This is a genomic window from Microbulbifer discodermiae (genome assembly GCF_040742695.1).
In the GTDB taxonomy this organism is placed as follows: Bacteria; Pseudomonadota; Gammaproteobacteria; order Pseudomonadales; family Cellvibrionaceae; genus Microbulbifer.
Genome location: NZ_JBFLAB010000008.1, coordinates 34,990 through 54,477, shown reverse-complemented (window position 1 = coordinate 54,477; position 19,488 = coordinate 34,990). Strand labels below are relative to the sequence as shown.

At 57.3% G+C, this 19,488-nt stretch carries 24 protein-coding genes; 20 read left to right on the top strand and 4 right to left on the bottom strand.

What is annotated here, in order from left to right:
- Positions 1–29 precede the first annotated feature (29 nt).
- From rplN to AB1S50_RS04735, 19 genes are all read left to right on the top strand, one after another.
- Positions 30–398, top strand: coding sequence for a 50S ribosomal protein L14 (rplN, locus tag AB1S50_RS04825; protein WP_367149335.1), 369 nt, complete (start codon positions 30–32; stop codon positions 396–398).
- A 21-nt stretch (positions 399–419) separates the two neighbouring features.
- Positions 420–731: a 50S ribosomal protein L24 gene (gene rplX, locus AB1S50_RS04820; protein WP_367149334.1), complete on the top strand. Its 312-nt coding sequence runs from the start codon at positions 420–422 to the stop codon at positions 729–731.
- A gap of 31 nt (positions 732–762) precedes the next feature.
- A complete protein-coding gene (gene rplE, locus AB1S50_RS04815) occupies positions 763–1,302 on the top strand; it encodes a 50S ribosomal protein L5 (protein ID WP_367149333.1) in 540 nt (179 codons plus the stop codon).
- Between the two features lie 9 nt (positions 1,303–1,311).
- Positions 1,312–1,617 (top strand): 30S ribosomal protein S14, encoded by a 306-nt coding sequence (gene rpsN, locus AB1S50_RS04810; protein WP_367149332.1) that lies wholly within the window; start codon positions 1,312–1,314, stop codon positions 1,615–1,617.
- 39 nt (positions 1,618–1,656) lie between these two features.
- Positions 1,657–2,049 carry a 30S ribosomal protein S8 gene (gene rpsH, locus AB1S50_RS04805; protein WP_367149331.1) on the top strand — a complete coding sequence of 131 codons (393 nt, stop codon included), beginning with the start codon at positions 1,657–1,659 and terminating at the stop codon, positions 2,047–2,049.
- Positions 2,050–2,062: 13 nt separating this feature from the next.
- Positions 2,063–2,596, top strand: coding sequence for a 50S ribosomal protein L6 (gene rplF, locus AB1S50_RS04800; RefSeq protein WP_367149330.1), 534 nt, complete (start codon positions 2,063–2,065; stop codon positions 2,594–2,596).
- A gap of 13 nt (positions 2,597–2,609) precedes the next feature.
- Positions 2,610–2,960 (top strand): 50S ribosomal protein L18, encoded by a 351-nt coding sequence (gene rplR / locus AB1S50_RS04795; RefSeq protein WP_367149329.1) that lies wholly within the window; start codon positions 2,610–2,612, stop codon positions 2,958–2,960.
- 10 nt (positions 2,961–2,970) lie between these two features.
- On the top strand, positions 2,971–3,477 hold the full coding sequence (gene rpsE, locus AB1S50_RS04790; RefSeq protein ID WP_367149328.1) for a 30S ribosomal protein S5: 507 nt from the start codon (positions 2,971–2,973) through the stop codon (positions 3,475–3,477).
- A gap of 37 nt (positions 3,478–3,514) precedes the next feature.
- Positions 3,515–3,700 (top strand): 50S ribosomal protein L30, encoded by a 186-nt coding sequence (gene rpmD, locus AB1S50_RS04785; RefSeq protein WP_367149327.1) that lies wholly within the window; start codon positions 3,515–3,517, stop codon positions 3,698–3,700.
- A gap of 1 nt (position 3,701) precedes the next feature.
- Entirely contained in the window at positions 3,702–4,136 is a 435-nt protein-coding gene (gene rplO, locus AB1S50_RS04780) for a 50S ribosomal protein L15 (protein WP_367149326.1), read from the top strand.
- 11 nt (positions 4,137–4,147) lie between these two features.
- Positions 4,148–5,494: a preprotein translocase subunit SecY gene (gene secY / locus AB1S50_RS04775; RefSeq protein ID WP_367149325.1), complete on the top strand. Its 1,347-nt coding sequence runs from the start codon at positions 4,148–4,150 to the stop codon at positions 5,492–5,494.
- Between the two features lie 30 nt (positions 5,495–5,524).
- The gene (rpmJ, locus tag AB1S50_RS04770) at positions 5,525–5,641 is read left to right on the top strand and encodes a 50S ribosomal protein L36 (protein WP_010133825.1); all 117 of its coding nucleotides are present in this window, start codon (positions 5,525–5,527) and stop codon (positions 5,639–5,641) included.
- 343 nt (positions 5,642–5,984) lie between these two features.
- Positions 5,985–6,341 carry a 30S ribosomal protein S13 gene (gene rpsM, locus AB1S50_RS04765; protein WP_367149324.1) on the top strand — a complete coding sequence of 119 codons (357 nt, stop codon included), beginning with the start codon at positions 5,985–5,987 and terminating at the stop codon, positions 6,339–6,341.
- Between the two features lie 87 nt (positions 6,342–6,428).
- The gene (gene rpsK / locus AB1S50_RS04760; RefSeq protein ID WP_020411406.1) at positions 6,429–6,818 is read left to right on the top strand and encodes a 30S ribosomal protein S11; all 390 of its coding nucleotides are present in this window, start codon (positions 6,429–6,431) and stop codon (positions 6,816–6,818) included.
- Between the two features lie 15 nt (positions 6,819–6,833).
- On the top strand, positions 6,834–7,454 hold the full coding sequence (gene rpsD, locus AB1S50_RS04755; protein ID WP_367149323.1) for a 30S ribosomal protein S4: 621 nt from the start codon (positions 6,834–6,836) through the stop codon (positions 7,452–7,454).
- A gap of 44 nt (positions 7,455–7,498) precedes the next feature.
- The gene (locus tag AB1S50_RS04750; protein ID WP_367149322.1) at positions 7,499–8,503 is read left to right on the top strand and encodes a DNA-directed RNA polymerase subunit alpha; all 1,005 of its coding nucleotides are present in this window, start codon (positions 7,499–7,501) and stop codon (positions 8,501–8,503) included.
- Between the two features lie 107 nt (positions 8,504–8,610).
- Positions 8,611–9,003: a 50S ribosomal protein L17 gene (rplQ, locus tag AB1S50_RS04745; protein WP_367149321.1), complete on the top strand. Its 393-nt coding sequence runs from the start codon at positions 8,611–8,613 to the stop codon at positions 9,001–9,003.
- A 78-nt stretch (positions 9,004–9,081) separates the two neighbouring features.
- Complete coding sequence (locus AB1S50_RS04740; protein WP_367149320.1) at positions 9,082–9,330, top strand: YeaC family protein; 249 nt, start codon at positions 9,082–9,084, stop codon at positions 9,328–9,330.
- Between the two features lie 105 nt (positions 9,331–9,435).
- The gene (locus AB1S50_RS04735; RefSeq protein WP_367149319.1) at positions 9,436–10,089 is read left to right on the top strand and encodes a hypothetical protein; all 654 of its coding nucleotides are present in this window, start codon (positions 9,436–9,438) and stop codon (positions 10,087–10,089) included.
- Positions 10,090–10,278: 189 nt separating this feature from the next.
- On the opposite strand, the gene AB1S50_RS04730 is transcribed toward AB1S50_RS04735, so the two are convergent.
- On the bottom strand, positions 10,279–11,733 hold the full coding sequence (locus tag AB1S50_RS04730) for a pectin acetylesterase-family hydrolase (protein WP_367149318.1): 1,455 nt from the start codon (positions 11,731–11,733) through the stop codon (positions 10,279–10,281).
- 384 nt (positions 11,734–12,117) lie between these two features.
- Positions 12,118–13,344 carry an Nramp family divalent metal transporter gene (locus AB1S50_RS04725; RefSeq protein WP_367149317.1) on the bottom strand — a complete coding sequence of 409 codons (1,227 nt, stop codon included), beginning with the start codon at positions 13,342–13,344 and terminating at the stop codon, positions 12,118–12,120.
- 313 nt (positions 13,345–13,657) lie between these two features.
- Between AB1S50_RS04725 and AB1S50_RS04720 the strand changes: the two genes are divergently transcribed.
- Positions 13,658–15,607 carry an alpha/beta hydrolase family protein gene (locus AB1S50_RS04720; RefSeq protein ID WP_367149316.1) on the top strand — a complete coding sequence of 650 codons (1,950 nt, stop codon included), beginning with the start codon at positions 13,658–13,660 and terminating at the stop codon, positions 15,605–15,607.
- An 81-nt stretch (positions 15,608–15,688) separates the two neighbouring features.
- On the opposite strand, the gene AB1S50_RS04715 is transcribed toward AB1S50_RS04720, so the two are convergent.
- Together AB1S50_RS04715 and uvrA are read right to left on the bottom strand one after the other, a co-directional pair.
- Positions 15,689–16,270: a hypothetical protein gene (locus tag AB1S50_RS04715; protein WP_367149315.1), complete on the bottom strand. Its 582-nt coding sequence runs from the start codon at positions 16,268–16,270 to the stop codon at positions 15,689–15,691.
- A 254-nt stretch (positions 16,271–16,524) separates the two neighbouring features.
- Positions 16,525–19,350 (bottom strand): excinuclease ABC subunit UvrA, encoded by a 2,826-nt coding sequence (uvrA, locus tag AB1S50_RS04710; RefSeq protein WP_367149314.1) that lies wholly within the window; start codon positions 19,348–19,350, stop codon positions 16,525–16,527.
- Positions 19,351–19,488 lie beyond the last annotated feature (138 nt).

The window sequence follows — 19,488 nt, the reverse complement described above, 5'->3', positions numbered from 1 at the left end:
GCCGGGTTGAAAGGTTTCGGAGAGAGACAATGATTCAAGCGGAATCCTACTTAGAAGTGGCTGACAACAGTGGGGCTCGCCGTGTCATGTGCATCAAGGTGCTGGGCGGCTCCCATCGTCGTTATGCACGCGTGGGCGACATTATCAAGGTAACCGTAAAGGAAGCCATTCCCCGCGGTAAGGTGAAGAAGGGACAGGTGATGAACGCAGTGGTGGTTCGCACCAAGAAAGGTGTGCGCCGCCCCGACGGTTCACTGATCAAATTTGACGATAACGCAGCGGTACTGCTGAACCAGCAACATGCGCCGGTCGGCACCCGTATTTTTGGCCCGGTAACTCGCGAACTGCGCGGTGAGAAGTTCATGAAGATCGTCTCGCTGGCGCCCGAAGTTATCTAAGCCTGGAGCGGAGATAGAGTTATGCGCAAGATCAAGCGTGACGACGAAGTGATCGTTGTTGCCGGTCGCGACAAAGGCAAGCGCGGTACCGTACGCAAGGTGCTGAGTGATGGCCGTCTGATCGTTTCCGGTGTGCAGATGATTAAAAAACACCAGAAGCCAAACCCCCAACTGGGTATTGCCGGTGGCATCGTGGAAAAGGAAGCGTCTATCGATGCTTCCAACGTGGCCATCTTCAACCCCGGCACGCAGAAAGCCGACCGGGTGGGCTTCAAAGTACTGGAAGACGGCAGCAAGATCCGCGTCTTCAAATCCAGCGGCGAAGCCATCTAAGGCTCTTGGCGCAAAAGCAGGTTGGTAGATCATGGCAAAGCTTAAAGAGCTCTACACTAAGGAACTCGCGGCCAAGCTCAAAGATGAGCTGGGTCTCGAGAATGTGATGGCAGTGCCGCGCATCACCAAGATCACCGTCAACATGGGTGTCGGCGAAGCGATTGGTGACAAGAAGGTGCTGGAACACGCTGTCAACGATATGACGGCAATTACTGGTCAGAAGCCTATCGTGACCAAGGCGCGCAAGTCTATTGCGGGCTTTAAGATCCGCGACGGTTGGCCGATCGGCTGCAAGGTAACTCTGCGCGGTGAGCGTATGTACGAGTTCCTGGAGCGTTTGATCGACATCGCCATCCCGCGTATCCGCGATTTCCGCGGCGTCAGTCCGAAGCAGTTCGACGGTCGCGGTAATTTTTCGATGGGCGTGACCGAGCAAATTATCTTCCCGGAAATTGACTACGACAAAGTGGACAAGCTCCGCGGACTGGATATTTGTATTACCACCACAGCGGCAAACGACGATCAGGGTCGCGCGCTGCTGAAAGCGTTCAACTTCCCGCTTAAGGGTTAAGAGGATTCCATGGCGAAGAAATCCATGATTGCGCGCGAGAACAAGCGCGCTCGAACCGCAGCTAAGTACGCCGCAAAGCGTCAGGAGCTGAAGGCGATCATCGCCAGTGCCACTGTTTCCGAAGAGGAGCGGTGGGAGGCTCAACTCAAGCTGCAAAAACTGCCGCGCGATGCAAGCCCGGTACGCCAGCAACGCCGCTGTCGTATCACTGGTCGCCCCCACGCCGTATACCGCAAGTTCGGCCTGTGCCGTAACAAGCTGCGCGAAGCAGCGATGCGTGGTGATGTGCCCGGCCTGGTGAAGTCCAGCTGGTAATTTCCGGCAGGTATTGGCAGATTTGAGGAGTCTCATAAGATGAGTATGCAAGATCCGTTGGCAGACATGCTGACCCGTATCCGCAATGCCCTGGCGCGCGGAAAGGCGGAAGTCACCCTGCCATCATCCAAATTGAAAGTAGCGGTAGCCAAGGTCCTGCAGGACGAAGGCTATGTCTCCGATTGCAGTGTCAGTGAAGGCGCCAAGCCGGAGCTGACCATTGCCCTGAAATATTTCCAGGGCAAGCCGGTTATCGCGGAACTGGACCGTGTTTCCCGTCCAGGTCTGCGCGCTTACACTGGTAAGAAAACTCTGCCGACCGTACGCGGTGGCCTGGGTATCGCGATCGTGTCCACCTCCAAGGGTGTGATGACCGATCGCGCTGCGCGCCAGGCCGGTGTCGGTGGCGAAGTGCTCTGCACCGTATTCTAAAGCGGGGGTTATCATGTCTCGAGTAGCAAATAGTCCGGTAGTTATCCCCGCAGGCGTTACCGTTGACCTGAAAGGTCAGGACATCGCCATCAAGGGCGGTAACGGTAACCTGAGCATGGTTGTTCACAGCGATGTGGAAGTGAGCCAGGCGGATAGCCAGCTGACCTTCGCGGCGCGCAGTGGCTCCAAGCAGGCCAGGGCGCTGGCCGGTACCACACGTGCGCTGATCAACAATATGGTTGTTGGCGTGAGCACTGGTTTTGAAAAGAGATTGCAGTTGCAGGGTGTCGGCTATCGGGCGAAAGCGTCCGGTAAGACTGTCAACCTGACCCTGGGCTTCTCCCATCCGATCGATTATCAGTTGCCGGAGGGTGTCGTGGTCGAAACCCCGAGCCAGACTGAAATCGTACTCAAGAGCAGCGACAAGCAGCTGCTGGGTCAAGTGGCCGCTGAGATCCGCGCCTTCCGTCCGCCGGAGCCCTACAAAGGTAAGGGTGTCCGTTATGCCGACGAACGCGTGTATCGCAAAGAGGCCAAGAAGAAGTAAATAGGGCATAGATATGAACGTTAAGAATGCATCCCGCTTGCGTCGTGCACGTCGTGCCCGCGCCAAGATCCGTGAGCTGGGCGCCGTTCGCCTCACCGTGAACCGCACGCCGCGCCACATGTACGCACAGATTTTGTCTGCCGAGGGCGACAGAGTGCTGGCTTCCGCCTCCACTCTGGACAAGGATCTGCGCTCAGGTAAAACCGGCAACGTGGACGCTGCTACCGCAGTGGGCACACTGATCGCCGAGCGCGCCAAGGCCGCCGGTGTGGAACAGGTTGCTTTTGATCGCAGCGGCTACAAGTATCACGGCCGTGTTAAGGCTCTGGCTGATGCTGCCCGCGAAGCCGGTCTGAAATTCTAAGGGTTGAGTTATGGCTAGAGAGAAAGACAAAAGCAACGACGAAGGCCTGCAGGAGAAGCTGGTCCAGGTCAATCGCGTTGCCAAGACTGTTAAAGGTGGTCGTATCTTCGCCTTTACCGCACTGACCGTGGTTGGCGACGGCAATGGCCGCGTCGGTTTCGGAAGGGGCAAGGCTCGCGAAGTGCCGGTGGCGATCCAGAAGGCGATGGAAGCCGCGCGCCGCGAAATGATCCAGGTGGATCTGAATGGCGATACCATCCAGTACGCCACCAAGGGCCGTCACGGCGGTTCCAAGGTTTATATGCAGCCCGCTTCCCAGGGTACCGGCGTCATCGCCGGTGGCGCCATGCGCTCTGTCCTGGAAATGGCCGGGGTGCACAACGTACTGGCCAAGTGCTACGGCTCCACCAACCCGGTGAACGTGGTACGGGCAACCTTCAAGGCGCTGGAGCAAATGCAGAGCCCGGAGGATGTTGCGGCCAAGCGTGGCAAGTCTGTCGAAGAAATTCTGAACTGATAGCGGTTCGGACCAGGGTTATTTATTGGGTAGCACCATGGCTAAGAAGACCATTAAAGTCACCCAGATCAAGAGCACTGCTGGACGCCTGAAAAATCATCAGGCGTGTGTTGCGGGTCTGGGTCTGCGCCGCATCGGTCACACTGTGGAAGTGGAAGACACTCCCTCTGTGCGCGGCATGATCAACAAAGTGAATTATCTGCTGAAGGTAGAGGGGGAATAACATGCGTTTGAACGACTTATCTCCCGCACAGGGCCACAAGCGCAACGCCAAGCGCGTTGGTCGCGGTATTGGCAGCGGCCTGGGCAAGACCGGTGGCCGCGGCCACAAGGGTCAGAAGTCGCGCTCCGGTGGCAGCGTGCGTCCGGGCTTCGAAGGCGGTCAGATGCCCCTGCAGAAGCGTCTGCCCAAGTACGGTTTCACCGCCCGGGTATCCCGCTTCACCGCAGAGGTACGCCTGGCCGAACTGGCCAAGGTGGAAGGCGACACAATCGATTTGGCAGCGCTGAAGAATGCCGATATTATCGGCAGCCATATTAAACGCGCCAAGGTGTTTCTCTCGGGAGAGCTGACCAAAGCGGTCACTGTGAAAGGCCTGGGAGTGAGCAAGGGTGCAAAGGCGGCGATCGAAGCTGCCGGCGGTAAAATTGAAGACTAATCGAGGCGCCAATGGCACGACCAGGAACCGGTGTAAATCCTTTAGCGAATAGCAAGGGGTTGGGCGAGCTTTGGGCGCGCCTTCGTTTTCTGTTTCTCGCGATACTGGTGTATCGCGTGGGAACGCACATTCCGGTACCCGGAATCGACCCGGACAAGCTGGCGAACCTGTTCAATCAGAACCAGGGAACCATCCTGGGGCTGTTTAACATGTTCTCCGGCGGTGCCCTGGAAAGGATGAGTATCCTGGCGCTGGGCATCATGCCCTACATCTCCGCGTCCATCATCATGCAGCTGATGACCGCGGTGACCCCCTCTCTGGAAGCCCTGAAGAAGGAAGGCGATGCGGGCCGGCGCAAGATTAACCAGTACACCCGCTACCTGACGGTGGCGCTGGCCCTGATCCAGGGTATCGGCATGACCTTTGGTCTGGCGGGGCAAAACCTGGCCTACTCACCGGAGCCGGCGTTTGGTTTTTACTTCGTGGCCGTGGTGTCCCTGGTAACCGGCGCTGTCTTTATGATGTGGTTGGGTGAACAGATCACCGAGCGTGGAGTCGGCAACGGCATTTCCATGTTGATCTTTGCCGGTATCGTCGCCGGACTGCCCAGCGCTATCGGTCAGGCATTCGAGCAGGCGCGGCAGGGCGAACTGCATATCCTGCTGCTGCTGGCGATTGGGTTTGTCGCCCTGGCTGTGGTGTATTTCGTAGTGGTAATGGAGCGCGGCCAACGCCGTATCACCATCAACCACGCGCGGCGCCAGGCCGGCCGCTACTCTGCGGCGCCAGCTGCGCAGGCCAGCCACCTGCCGCTGAAGGTGAATATGGCCGGTGTGATCCCGGTGATCTTCGCCAGCAGTATCCTGCTGTTCCCGGCCACACTGGCACAGTGGTTTGGCCAGGGTGGCGAAGGCTTCGGCGCCGAGGTGCTGCAGTGGATGGCATTGCAACTGGGGCCGGGTCAGCCGCTGAACATTATTTTGTTCGCTCTGCTGATCGGTTTCTTCTGCTTCTTCTATACGGCGTTGATGTTTAACCCGAATGAGGTGGCGGACAACCTGAAAAAGTCCGGTGCCTATGTGCCCGGCATCCGCCCTGGCGAGCAGACAGCCCGCTATATCGACCGGGTACTGACCCGACTCACCCTGGTCGGTGCCGCCTATATTGCCGCAGTGTCCCTGCTGCCGCAGTTCCTGGTGGTCGGATTTAATGTTCCCTTCTATCTGGGGGGTACTTCACTGCTGATCGTTGTGGTGGTGGTGATGGACTTTATGTCACAGGTGCAGTCACATCTGTTGTCGCACCAGTACGAAGGCATGATGAAAAAAGCAAACCTGCAGGGCTATGGCCGTCGCTAGCTCGCAGACTGATTGATTTGAGGTAAGGTCGTGAAAGTACGCGCATCCGTTAAAAAGATCTGCCGTAACTGCAAAATCGTGCGTCGCAAGGGCGTTCTGCGGGTCATCTGCAGTGCCGAGCCACGCCACAAGCAGCGCCAAGGCTGATAGAGGGCGCAGCCCCTTGGGTGTTCACGCGGGCATCCATAAAAGCTGAAAGAGGAAAAAACCGCCTGATACGGCCCCGTGTCAGACGGCGACGCCCGGGACTTCTGGTCCCGGGAGTGAAACCTGCCCCCGGGCAGGTTTCCAATTGGGGGCGTTGACTGTCGTTCGCATCCGCTTCGGGAGGTCGAAGGGGAGGCGGGCTATTGCAAATTGGTGTCTGAAAAGCTATCCTTGCGCGCCTTTTTTGGTGGCGCAGGCGGTTTTTTAGTCGCTGTCAGCGCCGGAATCGAAGTAGAGCCACAGTAGAACAAGCAGTGGCTCCCGATACGTGGAGTACGCCTCTATGGCACGTATTGCTGGTGTCAATGTACCAGACCACAAGCACGCCGTGATCTCCCTGACCCATGTCTATGGGGTGGGTCGCACCACGGCCAAATCTATTTTGGCAGCGGTTGGTATCGCTGAATCCACCAAAATCCGCGACCTGTCTGAAGAGCAGATCGACTCCATCCGCGGTGAAGTTGCAAAACTCACTGTGGAGGGTGACCTGCGCCGCGAAGTCTCCATGAACATCAAGCGCTTGATGGATCTGGGCTGCTATCGCGGTCTGCGCCACCGCCGCAGCCTGCCGCTGCGGGGACAGCGCACCAAGACCAATGCCCGCACCCGCAAGGGTCCGCGCAAGCCGATTCGCAAATAAGCCTGATTAAGGCGCGATTTCGCGGTTTAACAAGCCTCTGGAGGCCGACAGGCCCGGGGGAGTTGATACAGGATTTAGGATACTGGTATGGCTAAGCCAAAAACTACTGTTCGCAAGAAGGTCAAAAAGACCGTTGTCGACGGTATTGCCCACATCCACGCATCGTTCAATAACACGATCGTGACGATCACCGATCGCCAGGGCAATACCCTCAGCTGGGCCACCGCAGGTGGGTCCGGCTTCCGTGGCTCACGTAAGAGCACCCCGTTTGCAGCCCAGGTGGCGGCCGAGCGCGCAGGAACTGCGGCGCAGGAATACGGCCTGAAAAACCTAGACGTGGAAGTGAAGGGCCCTGGCCCCGGTCGCGAATCCGCTGTGCGCGCACTGAACAACTGCGGCTACAAGATCACCAACATCACCGACGTGACGCCAATCCCGCATAATGGATGTCGTCCGCCCAAGAAACGTCGCGTGTAAGAGGGGGCTGACAAAATGGCACGTTATATAGGACCAAAATGTAAACTTTCCCGTCGGGAAGGTACCGATCTACAGCTGAAAAGTGGCGTACGCCCGCACGATTCCAAGTGCCGCGCCGAGTCCAAGCCAGGTCAGCATGGCGCCGGTCGCGGCCGCCTGTCCGACTATGGTGTACAGCTGCGCGAAAAACAGAAGGTGCGCCGGATTTACGGGATACTGGAAAAGCAGTTCCGCAACTACTATAAGGAAGCGGCGCGCCTGAAGGGAGCGACCGGTGAAAACCTGCTGCAACTTCTGGAAAAGCGTCTGGACAATGTGGTTTACCGCATGGGCTTCGGCGCCACCCGTGCTGAAGCGCGACAGCTGGTTTCCCACAAGGCTATTCTGGTGAATGGCGCGACCGTTAACATCCCTTCCTATCAGGTACAGGAAGGCGATGTCGTTGCTGTGCGCGAGAAAGCTAAGAAGCAGCTGCGTATCCAGCACTCCGTGTCCGTCGCTGGACAGCGTGGCGAAATCGAATGGGTGGACGTGAACGCGAGCAAACTGGAAGGCACTTTCAAGCGTGTTCCGGACCGCGTCGATCTGCCTGCGGAGATCAATGAAAACCTTATCGTGGAACTCTACTCCAAGTAAGGTCCTGCTCCTGAGTTGGAGTGTAACTGTAAACAGGTATGGCTATGCAGACTGCTGTCAACGAGTTTTTGACACCGCGTCGTATTGACGTCACCGAATACAATCCGAACCATGCCAAAGTGGTTCTGGAGCCGCTGGAGCGCGGCTTTGGTCACACTCTTGGCAATGCGTTGCGCCGCATTCTGCTGTCCTCCATGCCGGGCTGCGCCGTCATCGAAGTTGAAATAGACGGCGTTGAGCACGAGTACAGTGCGATCGAGGGCGTGCAGGAGGACGTAATTGAAATCCTGCTCAACCTGAAAGAGATTGCGGTTGTGATGCACGGCAAGGACCAGGCGGTACTGAGCCTGAGCAAAACCGGTCCGGGCGCGGTGACCGCGGGGGATATTCAGGTGGATCACGATATCGAGATTGTGAATCCTGAGCACGTGATCGCCAATATTACCGGAGATGTAGACCTCAGCCTGCGGCTGACTGTGGCCCGTGGCCGCGGCTACCAGCCCGCGGATGCGCGTCGCGACGAAGAGGAAGAGACCCGGGCGATCGGTCGTTTGCAACTGGATGCGTCCTACAGTCCGGTTCGCCGCGTGGCCTACAGCGTAGAGGCAGCGCGGGTCGAGCAGCGCACGGACCTGGACAAGCTGGTACTGGATCTGGAGACCAACGGTACCCTGGATCCGGAAGAGGCCATCCGCCGCGCCGCCACCATCCTGCAACAGCAGTTGTCGGCGTTCGTGGACCTGCACGGCGAGAAAGAGGCCCAGCCCAAGACTGACGAGCCGGAAGTCGATCCGGTCCTGTTGCGCCCGGTGGATGACCTGGAGCTGACGGTGCGTTCTGCCAACTGTCTGAAGGCGGAGAACATCTACTATATCGGCGATCTGATCCAGCGCACTGAGGTGGAACTGCTGAAGACACCGAACCTGGGTAAGAAGTCTCTGACCGAAATCAAGGACGTGCTTGCGTCCCGCGGCCTGTCCCTGGGGATGCGCCTGGAAAACTGGCCGCCGGCCAGTCTCAAAGGCGACAGCAAGCTGAGCACCCTGTAACAGCGGCCAAGCCGCAACAGAACAATTTGCAATAACCCGAGCAGCTTTGTCGGCTGCTCCAGAACGACTTGCCGCGAAGGCAACTAAAAGTCGGAAGGAATTGAGTCATGCGTCATCGCTATAGTGGCCGTAAGTTCAGCCGCACCAGCGCCCACCGCAAGGCCATGTTCAAGAACATGACCGCTTCTCTGGTGGAGCACGAACTGATCAAAACCACATTGCCCAAAGCCAAGGAGCTGCGCCGCGTTGCCGAGCCGCTGATTACCCTGGCCAAAAGTGACAGTGTCGCCAACCGCCGCCTGGCCTTCGCCCGTATCCGCGACAAGGATGCTGTGCGCAAGCTGTTCGATGAGCTGGGTCCCCGTTACGAAGCCCGTCCGGGTGGTTATATCCGTATACTCAAGTGCGGTTTCCGCGCCGGTGACAAGGCCCCCATGGCGTACGTCGAGCTGGTGGATCGCCAGCAGGCTGAGGAAGAGTCCGAAGCCGCCGAAGCGTAACGTCGGGTAGCCAGCTAGCAGTGAAAGCCGGTCATGGACCGGCTTTTTTCTGCGGCGATAAACGCAAAGAGACCCGCTATGTCGTTTGAAACCCTGCTCAACAGCCTCAGTCCCCAGGTAATTGGGAGCCTGAAGCGCGCCATAGAGCTGGGAAAGTGGCCCGACGGCAGAGTTCTAACCGACGTACAGCGGCGTCGCTGTGGAGAGGCAGTATCCGCCTGGGAACAGCGCAATCTGCCACCCGAGTCCCGGACTGGCTTTGTACCCCCGAAAGAATCCCCCTGCGCCCCGCAGCCGACTGATGAGCGGAAGCTCACCTGGGTGTAATCCCCTGTCTCATACGACCCGGCATCGCTGGATAGCTTGCGCGCTTTGCACAGTGTCCCGCGCCGGTTAAACTTTACCGTTATCCCGATAACGGAAGCGGTCACAATGAATAATAAGGTTCTGCTGTCTGTTGTTACCCCAGTGGTTATTCTGGGTGCAGTCGCCGCCGGCTGGCGGTATATCATTTCCCCATCGGTGGAAGTTGAATCGACTCCGGACCGGACGGTAGAAAACCGCTCCGTGAATCGGCAGGAGTTGATGGCGATGGCCCCCGCGGAAATGGACCGCCAGGAAGCAGCCAAACTGCTGTCGGATCCACGGGTGGAAGCCTATTTACGCAAGGAGCGGGACAAGTTATCCCTGGACGACTATTTCAATGGTAATGACGACACACTCAGCGACCAGGAAATCTGGCAGCTGATAGAAACCATTGAGGCTGAGGGTCGCGTGATGGCCTATGAGGCCCTGGCATTGAAGCTCGCCTGGCTGGAGCGCAACAGTGCGGACAAAGCCGCATTCGAACAGGCTGCCGCTGAATTGGTGGAAGCCTATAGAGAGAAATCCCAGCGCCACACTGCGGAATACGACCCCTACAAGGAAGTGCCCGGCTTTGCGGAGTACAAGCAGAGGGAGGTGGAGATAGTAAAGGAAGTACAGCAGATGACCAGCTTCCCCGACGGCATGAGCCGGCAGGAGTACCTGCGTCAGCGCCTGCAGGAGGCGCGGAAAAAAGCCTATTCAGATCAGGGTAGTCAATGAGCGGTGGCCCATAGAAGCGGCAGCATTCCATGGGCCATGCATCAACTTGGCAACCCAATAGATAATCTCTCATCAATTGGGTTGTCTTCCTTCAAAAGCCGCGCAAATTACATCGAAGGGCTTGCGCCGGCAGATTCTTGTACCGTATTCACCCGGCAACCTACTGCATTGCCGGGTGAATAACCGGGGCTAAAGTAGCCCTCCCACCAAATCGTAGAACCAATTGTGGTTGTTTTCGAAATCGGAAACCTGATCCGATTCGTAGGCGCGGAGTGGGGCACCGCCGCGGTAGTTGACAACATTGTTCAGGAAGTCCCGCAGTACCAATCCGTGCTCGGCGATTTCGCCATATTCCAGATCCAGGATGGTAGTGCAGTGGCTCTCGTTGAAGTCCCGGTACATGGGGAAGTAATAGCTCCAGTTGCCGGTCTGCTCAAGTTCTGGAATCAGGTTGTCGAAGGTGTCCTGCTGCCATTTCTGGCGCAGTTTGGCCAGGCGTGAAGCCGGGTCCGGATCGTTGTAAATATCCTCGTAGAAACGCTCGTAGGAGTAGGAAGAGAAGTTGCCGTCGGCGAGGAAGTGGGTGATGCCCAGACGGTCGGAGGGGAACTTGCCGGACAGGGCGACATAGAGCGAAGCCAGTTCGTTCTTGTCGAATCCCGGTGTGATGCTGGCGAGCATATTGACCGGGTTGACGTCAGTGGGGCTACCGTTGGCAGTGTAGGTGGTCCAGGAATCGAGCACCTTCTTGTGCAGTGGCAGCGACGGATAGCGGTTGTTGTCGTTGCTGTTCAGGGGTGCGCGATAGAGGGGACCGGAGTCATCGATCAAGTAGCCATAATCCACGTTCATATCCGCGCGCAGCTTGGAATAGTTGAGCAGTGCACCGATACTGCCGGCACTGCAGCCCGCGGCCACCATCTGCTTGGGTTTTTGCAGATTGTTTTTGACCCAGGAAGTCACTGCCTGTACGTTGCGTACGCCATTGTGATGCCAGATCAGATCTGGTTTCTGGCCGCTGGGATCCGGATAGACTTCGGTTTTGTCGCCCACATAGATGTCGCCGGTGCAGTAGGGCACATACACCAGGTTCCATTCGCCGGTCTTGAACTGGTTGTAGGGGTGGTGGGTATAGATCAGCGGCGATACCGCGGCAGTGGCCAGGTTGGCAGAGTTACTAAAGTCCAGCAGGTTGATGTTCTGCACATAACCGTCGGGAATACCGTTGGGGTTGCGGGCTCCGCGGATACCGGCGGCACCGGAGCAGCTCTCGTAATCCCAGCAGGCGCCACCGCCTTCGAAATAGAACATGGTGTTGCTGGTGTCCGGCACCCGGTAGACAAAGAACTTATAGGGTGAGCCATTGCCGCACATGGCGCCGGTGTCAGCGGAAAGGTTTACCTGTTGCCAATCGTCGAAATCACCGTGATCGAAGCCGTCGTTGAATCCCGGGTCGTCCAGTGACAGAGGGTACATGCCCTGAGTCTGCGCGGGGGTGACCGGCGCATTCGCTTTGGGCGGATTGAACAGGTGGCCTAGCGTAGTCCAGAAACCATAGTCGCCCGGTTCCGAGTGGGCGCTGGCGCTGAGAGTCAGAAGGCTGGCTGCGATGATTGGAGCCACATAACGGAGCCTTTTTATCATTATTAAATCCCCTGTGTTGGTGGGTATTATTACGGGTTGCGGCCGGGCCGGAACGCGCGTTATACCTCAGGGGCTGGAAAGCTCTCTCACCCTTACTCGAACGTAGCGGTCGACAGCACCTCCATATTGCTTATCGGTTAAAGCGGGCCAAGGTTAGTGAAGAAACCCCAGTGGGTCCAGGGAATTAAGGGGCAAAACCAAGTGGTCATCGTAGACGTACCAGTCATGGCAAATGACGTAAAACACCACTGGAAATAGTGAGGCAGAAAGTGCCGGGCGGGATTGCCCTCTTCGATAAATCAAGCCCTGACAAACCTGACTTGCGGTACCAGGATTCCTGCCCGGCCCGGTGGGCTGCTGGAAAAATACCTTTTCATTATTCCGCTATAGATGCTCAAAGGCGGACGCCAGGCTTTTGGTCCCCAGCACCAGTGTGACCAACAGGACCAGCAGTCCAAAAGTATTTTGCAGCGGCGAATTTCTGAATTTTCCCAGCCGTGGCGCATTCATTTCCCATAACAGAAAGGCCGTGACCACCGGCAACAGCAATCCGTTTGCAACCTGGGCGAACCAGATCAGCCGGACGGGCCGGATCTCCAGTGTGGCGGCGATAGTGCCTGCCGCTAAAATGGCAAGCCATGCCAAGCGGAATGCCATCGATTTCAAGTCAGGTTTTATTCCCAGAATACCGCTGAGCGCGTAAGCGGCGGCCAGAGGCGCCGTCAGGGCCGAGGAAATACCCGCGGAGAAAAGCCCGACCCCCATCAGGTACTGGGCGCCGTCGCCGAACAATGGTCGCAGTGACTGGGCGATATCTGCGGCGCTTCCCAGTGCTATCTGACGGCCGAAAAAGGCCGAGGCGGCGGTGGCGACGATGGCAATGGAGACGAGCCCGCCGAGGGGAATGGAAATAAAAATGTCTTTTCGCGCCTGGGGCAGGCAGTCGACACCGCGCCATTTCCTGCTGGCGGTGGCACTGTGCAGAAACAGGTTGTAGGGCACCACAGTGGTGCCGATCAGTGCGATGACGGTTAATCCGGCACCGGTGGGAATAGAGGGGCGCAGCAGTCCCTTGAGCAGCGCCGGCAAATCCGGTTCGGTCAGGGCCAGTGTGGCCACAAATGCCAGGCTCATCAGCAGCACCAGCGACACCAGTACCCCCTCTATAAGGCGGTACTCCCCGCGCCATAGCAGGCAGAAGGCCGCCGCGGCGATCAGCAGCGGCCAGGGACTAAAGGGGAACTGGCGGCCAAAAGTAGCGGAAGTCAGCGCGTCCAGCCCCAGGCTGGCCCCCACAATATTGCCGCTCTGGTAAGCGGCATTTCCGATCACTATGGCGCTGACCACTAGCGCAATGGCCAGGAGGCGCGCCAGCGGTTGGCTGAAGGTCTGGCGAATATTTTCGCCGAGGCCCTGTCCGGTGACTATCCCGAGCCGGGCGGCCATTTCCTGTAGTATCACACTGGCCAGTATGGCGAACAACAGTGCCCACAGCAGTGCATAGCCGTAATTGGCCCCGGCCAGTGATGCGGAAACAACGGTGCCGGGACCGATAAAGGCGGCGGCCACCATAGTGGCCGGACCGATACTCAGCCGCTGGTGGCGAGTCATATAACTTCCTATTTTGCTGGCTTTTCCGTGGGTTCAACAAGTGGGTAAAACACCGCACGATCACACGGAATCGCTTGTATTTCAATGGCTTGTGCCAACCAATCCAGAGGGTGGCGCGTGACCCGATATGCCGCTCGATTCTCGGGTTGGCAGCATGGCTCCGTTGACGAAATCGCTCCAGCCTGGGGAGGCGAAATACTGTAGTTTAAAGGCGCTTTTTCGTGTATTTCGTGCCTATTGATCCGCTGATTAAATACCGCTATTTTGTCTGGTCTTTCTTTTATTATCTTTTACAAAATACGAAGGATTTTTCATGCTCAGGCGTTGGGTGGGTCCGGTTTGGTTGGCCCTATTGTCAGTTGTTGTGGCCCTGCCCGCGGTGGCCGATTCCATCAATCTCCCCGTGGAGGCGTTTGCCAAATTGCCCGCATACCGGGCTGTGGACTTGTCTCCGGACGGCAAGCGTTTCGCCGCGATTATCAATGTCAAAGGACAGACTGTCGTCTATGCCCAAGACCTCGGGAAAACCGGAGGGATCTATCCGGTCACCAAGACTGACAACAAGAAATATAAGGTGAATTGGATTCGGTGGGCGAATAATCAGTATCTGGTCATGAGCTTCTGGTATCCGAGCCGTGCGAATGGTACCGGAATCACCAGTACCCGCTTGATGGCAGTAAAATACGATGAGCCGGGTTCAATGCGAAACCTGATTCAGATTCGGTCTAAGTCCGAGCGCGACCCCCAATATCAGGACGACGTTGTCGATTGGTTGCCGGAAGAGCCCGATTATATTTTGGTGGCCCTGGATATTGACGCAGTGGGGTCCAAAGGCCTGTACAAGGTTCGACTGAGCAAGTCAGGGCGGAAAGCGATACGCAAGGCCCGCGGTGGAAAGGCCCGCACCGTGGAGTGGATTCTGGATGGCAATCATCAGCCTCGTGTATACGTCGATCTGGAAAAGGACACCTACCGCATTTTCTATCGACGTACAGGGGAAAAAGCTTATCGCTTGGGGTGGAGCTATACGGCACTGTCGGAAGACAGGCTCAGGCCGCTAGCATTTGGTGAGACCGATAGCGAATTGATTGTCAGCGGATACCGGGAGGGTTACCGGGCCCTTTACAAAGTCGACCTTGAAGATCCAACATTGGGAAAACAGCTTCTTTATGCCCGCAAGGGCTACGATGTTTCGGGCAAGTTGCTGTATTCCAACTGGCGTAAAGGCTTTGTGGGTCTGGTGGCTCCCAAAGATGACAGCATGTATCATCTGTGGGATGACCAGTTTGCTGCGTTCGATGCTGCTATCAACAGGGCACTGCCGGGCACGGACAACTATATCGTCGATATGAGCGATGATGGCCAGACCTATCTGCTGTACGTTGTGAGTAGCGACCAGCCAGGTAAGTATTTTTACGGAGACAGAAAGTCCGGCACTGTGACACCGATAGCATCCTCTTACCCGGCCCTCGATACCATCGACCTGCCTGAGAAGCGAGTGGTGCGCTACAAGGCCAGGGACGGCCTGCAGATAGAGGCGTTTCTTACCTTGCCACAAACGGTGGAGCAGGAACAACTACCGACGATTTTGTTTCCCCACGGTGGGCCCATAGCTGCAGATACGGATACCTTTGACTACTGGACACAATTTTTCGCCAGCCGCGGCTACGCGGTACTGCAGATGAATTTTCGCGGTTCGGCGGGCTACGGCTATGATTTTATGGCCGCTGGGTTCAAGAGCTGGGGCCTGCAGATGCAGGACGACATCAGTGACGGATTGCAGTGGCTGGTGGAACAGGGTATTGCGGACCCGGACCGGGTCTGTATCGTGGGCGGCTCCTACGGTGGCTATGCAGCCCTGATGGGGGTAGCCAAGACACCGGATACCTACCGCTGTGCGGTGAGTTTTGCCGGCGTAACGGATCTGCAGATGCTGCTGCGAAACCAACGTCGCTTTTTAAACAATGAAATTGTCGAGCGGCAAATAGGCAGTCTGCGCGATGACAAGCAAAGACTGCGGGAGACTTCACCGCGCCTGCTCGCGGAGCGGATAAAAGTGCCGGTGTTGCTGGCCCATGGAAACAAAGACAGAATCGTTCCGGTGAGGCACTCCGAGGCCATGGCCAAGGCATTGCAAAAGGCTGGAACGCCATTTGAACTGGTGGTCTACGAAGACGGGGACCACTATCTGAGCAAGGAGGAGCATAGGCTCGCCCTGTTTCGCAAAATGGACAGCTTCCTGGCGGCAAACCTTTCTCGCTGAGTCCAAGCCCCTCACGGAGGGGCCTGGCCCAAGTCTATTTCAGGGCAGTCTAGACTTAAAATCAACTTGCCGGGCAGGATTTTACTTCCGCGGAAATATGTTCGGAGTTGGATTGATAACAATCTCCGAGAGGAGAGCAGAAGCAGGCGATGAGAGAGAGGTTGAACCGCTCTTTATCAATTTTTTCCAGAGGTCGACGGATAAGTTGCCTCTGTAGATTCTTAGAAACTCGAAGTCAGACTTTGCCGGGATAATAGTATTGTCTGTCGGGCTGCTGACAATTCCCCCAGACTCAAAGTTGATGTTCGTCCCTTCCTTTTGTGCTTTGCCGATTCTTTGCATTAGTTCGTTATATTCTTTTCGACAACAGCCTTTTAAGAATTCCGTATGATTGGAATACAGGATCTCGTTGTGGTTGAACTGAATGGATTTTAGGATGGCTGGTCCGGACCCGGCATTTTTAAGTGTAAAGGATATGAGAGGCTTTTTCTCCTGAACATCAAAGTTGCCGTGAGAGAATTCAACGATCGGCATGGTCATCACTTTGACTTGAAGGTTGGCCGCTCTGGCCTGTTGATAGGTGGCGTAGAAAGAGGCAGTGGAAATCAGAATGGCGCAGAGCGCGATCAATAAATTGAGTCTTTCTTTACTTAACAACTTCATTTTTGTGTGTCTCTGAGTGAAGCAAAGTGTTTGCGGCTTTGCAAACAAGGCGCTGGAGCAGGCCGGCGCCATTCGTTATTAACCCGGCAATTCAATAGATGATCTCTCATCCATTGAATTGTGGCCCTTGAAAACCTGCGCAATTACGCGGAGTCGCTTGCTTTTCAAGGGCGTGCGCCGACCTCTGCCGGCGGTGGCACATCCTGTGCCGCATTAACCCGGCAACTGATTTGGTTGCCGGGTTAATGGCTGGTTTATCCGAGCATTGGTTTGAGGAATCGTCCGGTATGGGAGGCTTCCATTTCTGCCACTTCTTCCGGTGAGCCAGCGGCAATGATTTGCCCACCACCCGAGCCTCCCTCCGGACCCAGGTCCACAATCCAATCAGCGGTTTTTATGACGTCCAGGTTGTGCTCTATCACAACGATGGTGTTGCCGTGGTCGCGCAGCCGGTGCAATACATCCAGCAGTAACTGTATGTCGGCGAAGTGCAGACCGGTGGTGGGTTCATCGAGGATATAAAGGGTCTGGCCGGTGTCGCGCTTGGACAGTTCACGGGAGAGCTTGACCCGCTGGGCCTCGCCGCCGGATAAAGTGGTGGCGGCCTGCCCCAGTTTGATATACGACAGGCCCACGTCCATCAGAGTCTGCAACTTCTTGGCTACGCTGGGCACCGGATCGAAAAATTCCCGCGCTTCCTCTACGGTCATCTCCAGGACCTGGTGGATGCTCTTGCCCTTGTACTGTACTTCGAGGGTTTCGCGGTTGTAGCGCTTTCCCTGGCAGGTATCGCAGGGCACATAGATATCCGGCAGGAAATGCATCTCCACTTTGATAACACCGTCGCCCTGGCAGGCCTCGCAGCGTCCCCCCTTGACGTTAAAACTGAAGCGCCCGGGCTTGTAGCCCCGGGAGCGCGCCTCCTGGGTGCCGGCAAACAGTTCGCGGATCGGGGTAAAGATACCGGTGTAGGTAGCGGGATTTGAGCGCGGCGTGCGGCCGATGGGACTCTGGTCGATGTCGACACACTTGTCGAAATACTCCAGACCGTAGACCGCCTTGTAGGGGGATGCCTTGAGAGTTGTGGCCTTGTTCAGGGCGGTGGCCGCCAGAGGGTAGAGAGTGGTGTTGATCAGGGTGGACTTGCCGGATCCGGATACCCCCGTTACGCAGGTAAACAGCCCCACTGGGATTTCCAGGTCCACATTGCGCAAGTTGTTGCCGCTGGCCCCTTCCAGGCGCAGGATAAAATCCGGATCCGGGACATAGCGCTCCTCGGGTACGGCGATTTTCTTTCTCCCGGACAGGTATTGGCCGGTGAGGGAGTGCTTACACCCGGCCACCTGTGCGTGGGTCCCCACCGCAACCACCTCGCCGCCGTGGACTCCCGCCCCGGGCCCTATGTCGATGATATGGTCGGCGCTGCGGATGGCGTCCTCATCGTGTTCCACGACGATCACCGTATTGCCCAGGTCCCGCAGGTGGGTGAGGGTGTTGAGCAGGCGTTCATTGTCGCGCTGGTGCAGGCCGATCGAGGGCTCGTCGAGAATATACATCACGCCCACCAGCCCGGCGCCTATCTGGCTGGCCAGGCGAATGCGCTGGGCCTCGCCACCGGACAGCGTCTCCGCGCTGCGGTTCAGGGTCAGGTAATTAAGCCCCACATCCACCAGGAAGCGGAAGCGATCGCGGAGTTCCTTGAGGATTTTGTCGGCGATCTCCTTCTGCGCACCCTTGAACTTCAACTGGTGGCCGAAATAGTCAAAGGCATCGCCTACCGGCATGGCGGTGATCTGGGCCAGGGTGCGGTTGTCGATGAAAACGTTGCGCGCCTCTTGGCGCAGGCGGGTGCCGTTGCACTCCGGGCATTTCTGGGTGCTCAGGTACTTGGCTAGTTCCTCGCGCACCGATTGGGATTCGGTATCCCGGTAGCGGCGCTGGAAGTTGGGGATAATGCCTTCGAAACTGTGGCGGCGCACAGTGACGTCACCGCGGTCGTTGACGTAGCTGAAGTCGATCACCTCGTCACCGCTGCCCTGCAGCAGTGTCTGGCGGTCGCGCTTGCGCAGCTTTCTCCAGGGCCTGTCCAGGTCGAAACCATAGTGTTCGGCCAGGGAGTCGAGCATATGGTAGTAGTAGATATTGCGTCTGTCCCAGCCGCGGATGGCGCCCTCGGAGATGCTGCTGTCCGGGTCGATAATCAATTTGTCCTCATCGAAAAACTGCTTCACTCCCAGGCCGTCGCAGCTGGGGCAGGCACCGGCGGGATTGTTGAACGAGAACAGCCGCGGTTCCAGCTCATTTAGCGAGTAGTCACATACCGGGCAGGCGTGGCGGGCGGAAAAGAGCCGGTCTTCCCCGCCGCCCTCCATAAAACTGATGGAGGCGATGCCGTCGGTGAGATGCAGTGCCGTCTCAAAGGATTCAGCCAGGCGCAGCTGCAGCCCTTCGCGCACCTTGAAACGGTCTACCACCACTTCGATGGTGTGCTTTCTGCGTTTATCCAGCTTGGGCGTGTCGTCCAGGTCGCACACCAGGCCGTCGATGCGTGCGCGCACAAAGCCGTCGCGCCGCAGCCGCTCGAATACATGGACATGCTCGCCCTTGCGATCGCGCACAATGGGGGCCAGCAGCATCATCTTGGTGTCCTCCGGCAGGGCCAGCACCTGGTCCACCATCTGGCTCACAGTCTGTGCCTGCAACGGCTCGCCGTGCTCGGGACAGCGGGGTTCGCCCACACGGGCAAACAACAGGCGCAGGTAGTCGTAGATCTCCGTTATGGTCCCCACGGTGGAGCGGGGGTTGTGGGAGGTGGATTTCTGTTCGATGGAAATGGCCGGGGAGAGCCCCTCGACCGTATCCACATCGGGTTTTTCCATCATCGACAGGAACTGGCGCGCATAGGTGGACAGGGACTCTACATAGCGGCGCTGGCCCTCTGCGTAGAGGGTGTCGAAAGCGAGAGAGGACTTGCCGGAGCCAGAGAGTCCGGTGATGACAATCAGCTTATCGCGGGGAATATCCAGGTCGATGTTCTTCAGGTTGTGGGTGCGCGCACCCCGTACATAAATCGTGTCCACGCTCGCTTGGTCCTGTGCTGGCTGGCGGAAAACGGTCAAGTATAAGCTGGCAGCCAGGCGGACCAAACCCCCGTGTCCGTCGTCGCTGTGGTGCAGATTATTTATCCACCTGTGCCCCCAGCGCTGGTACAATGCGCG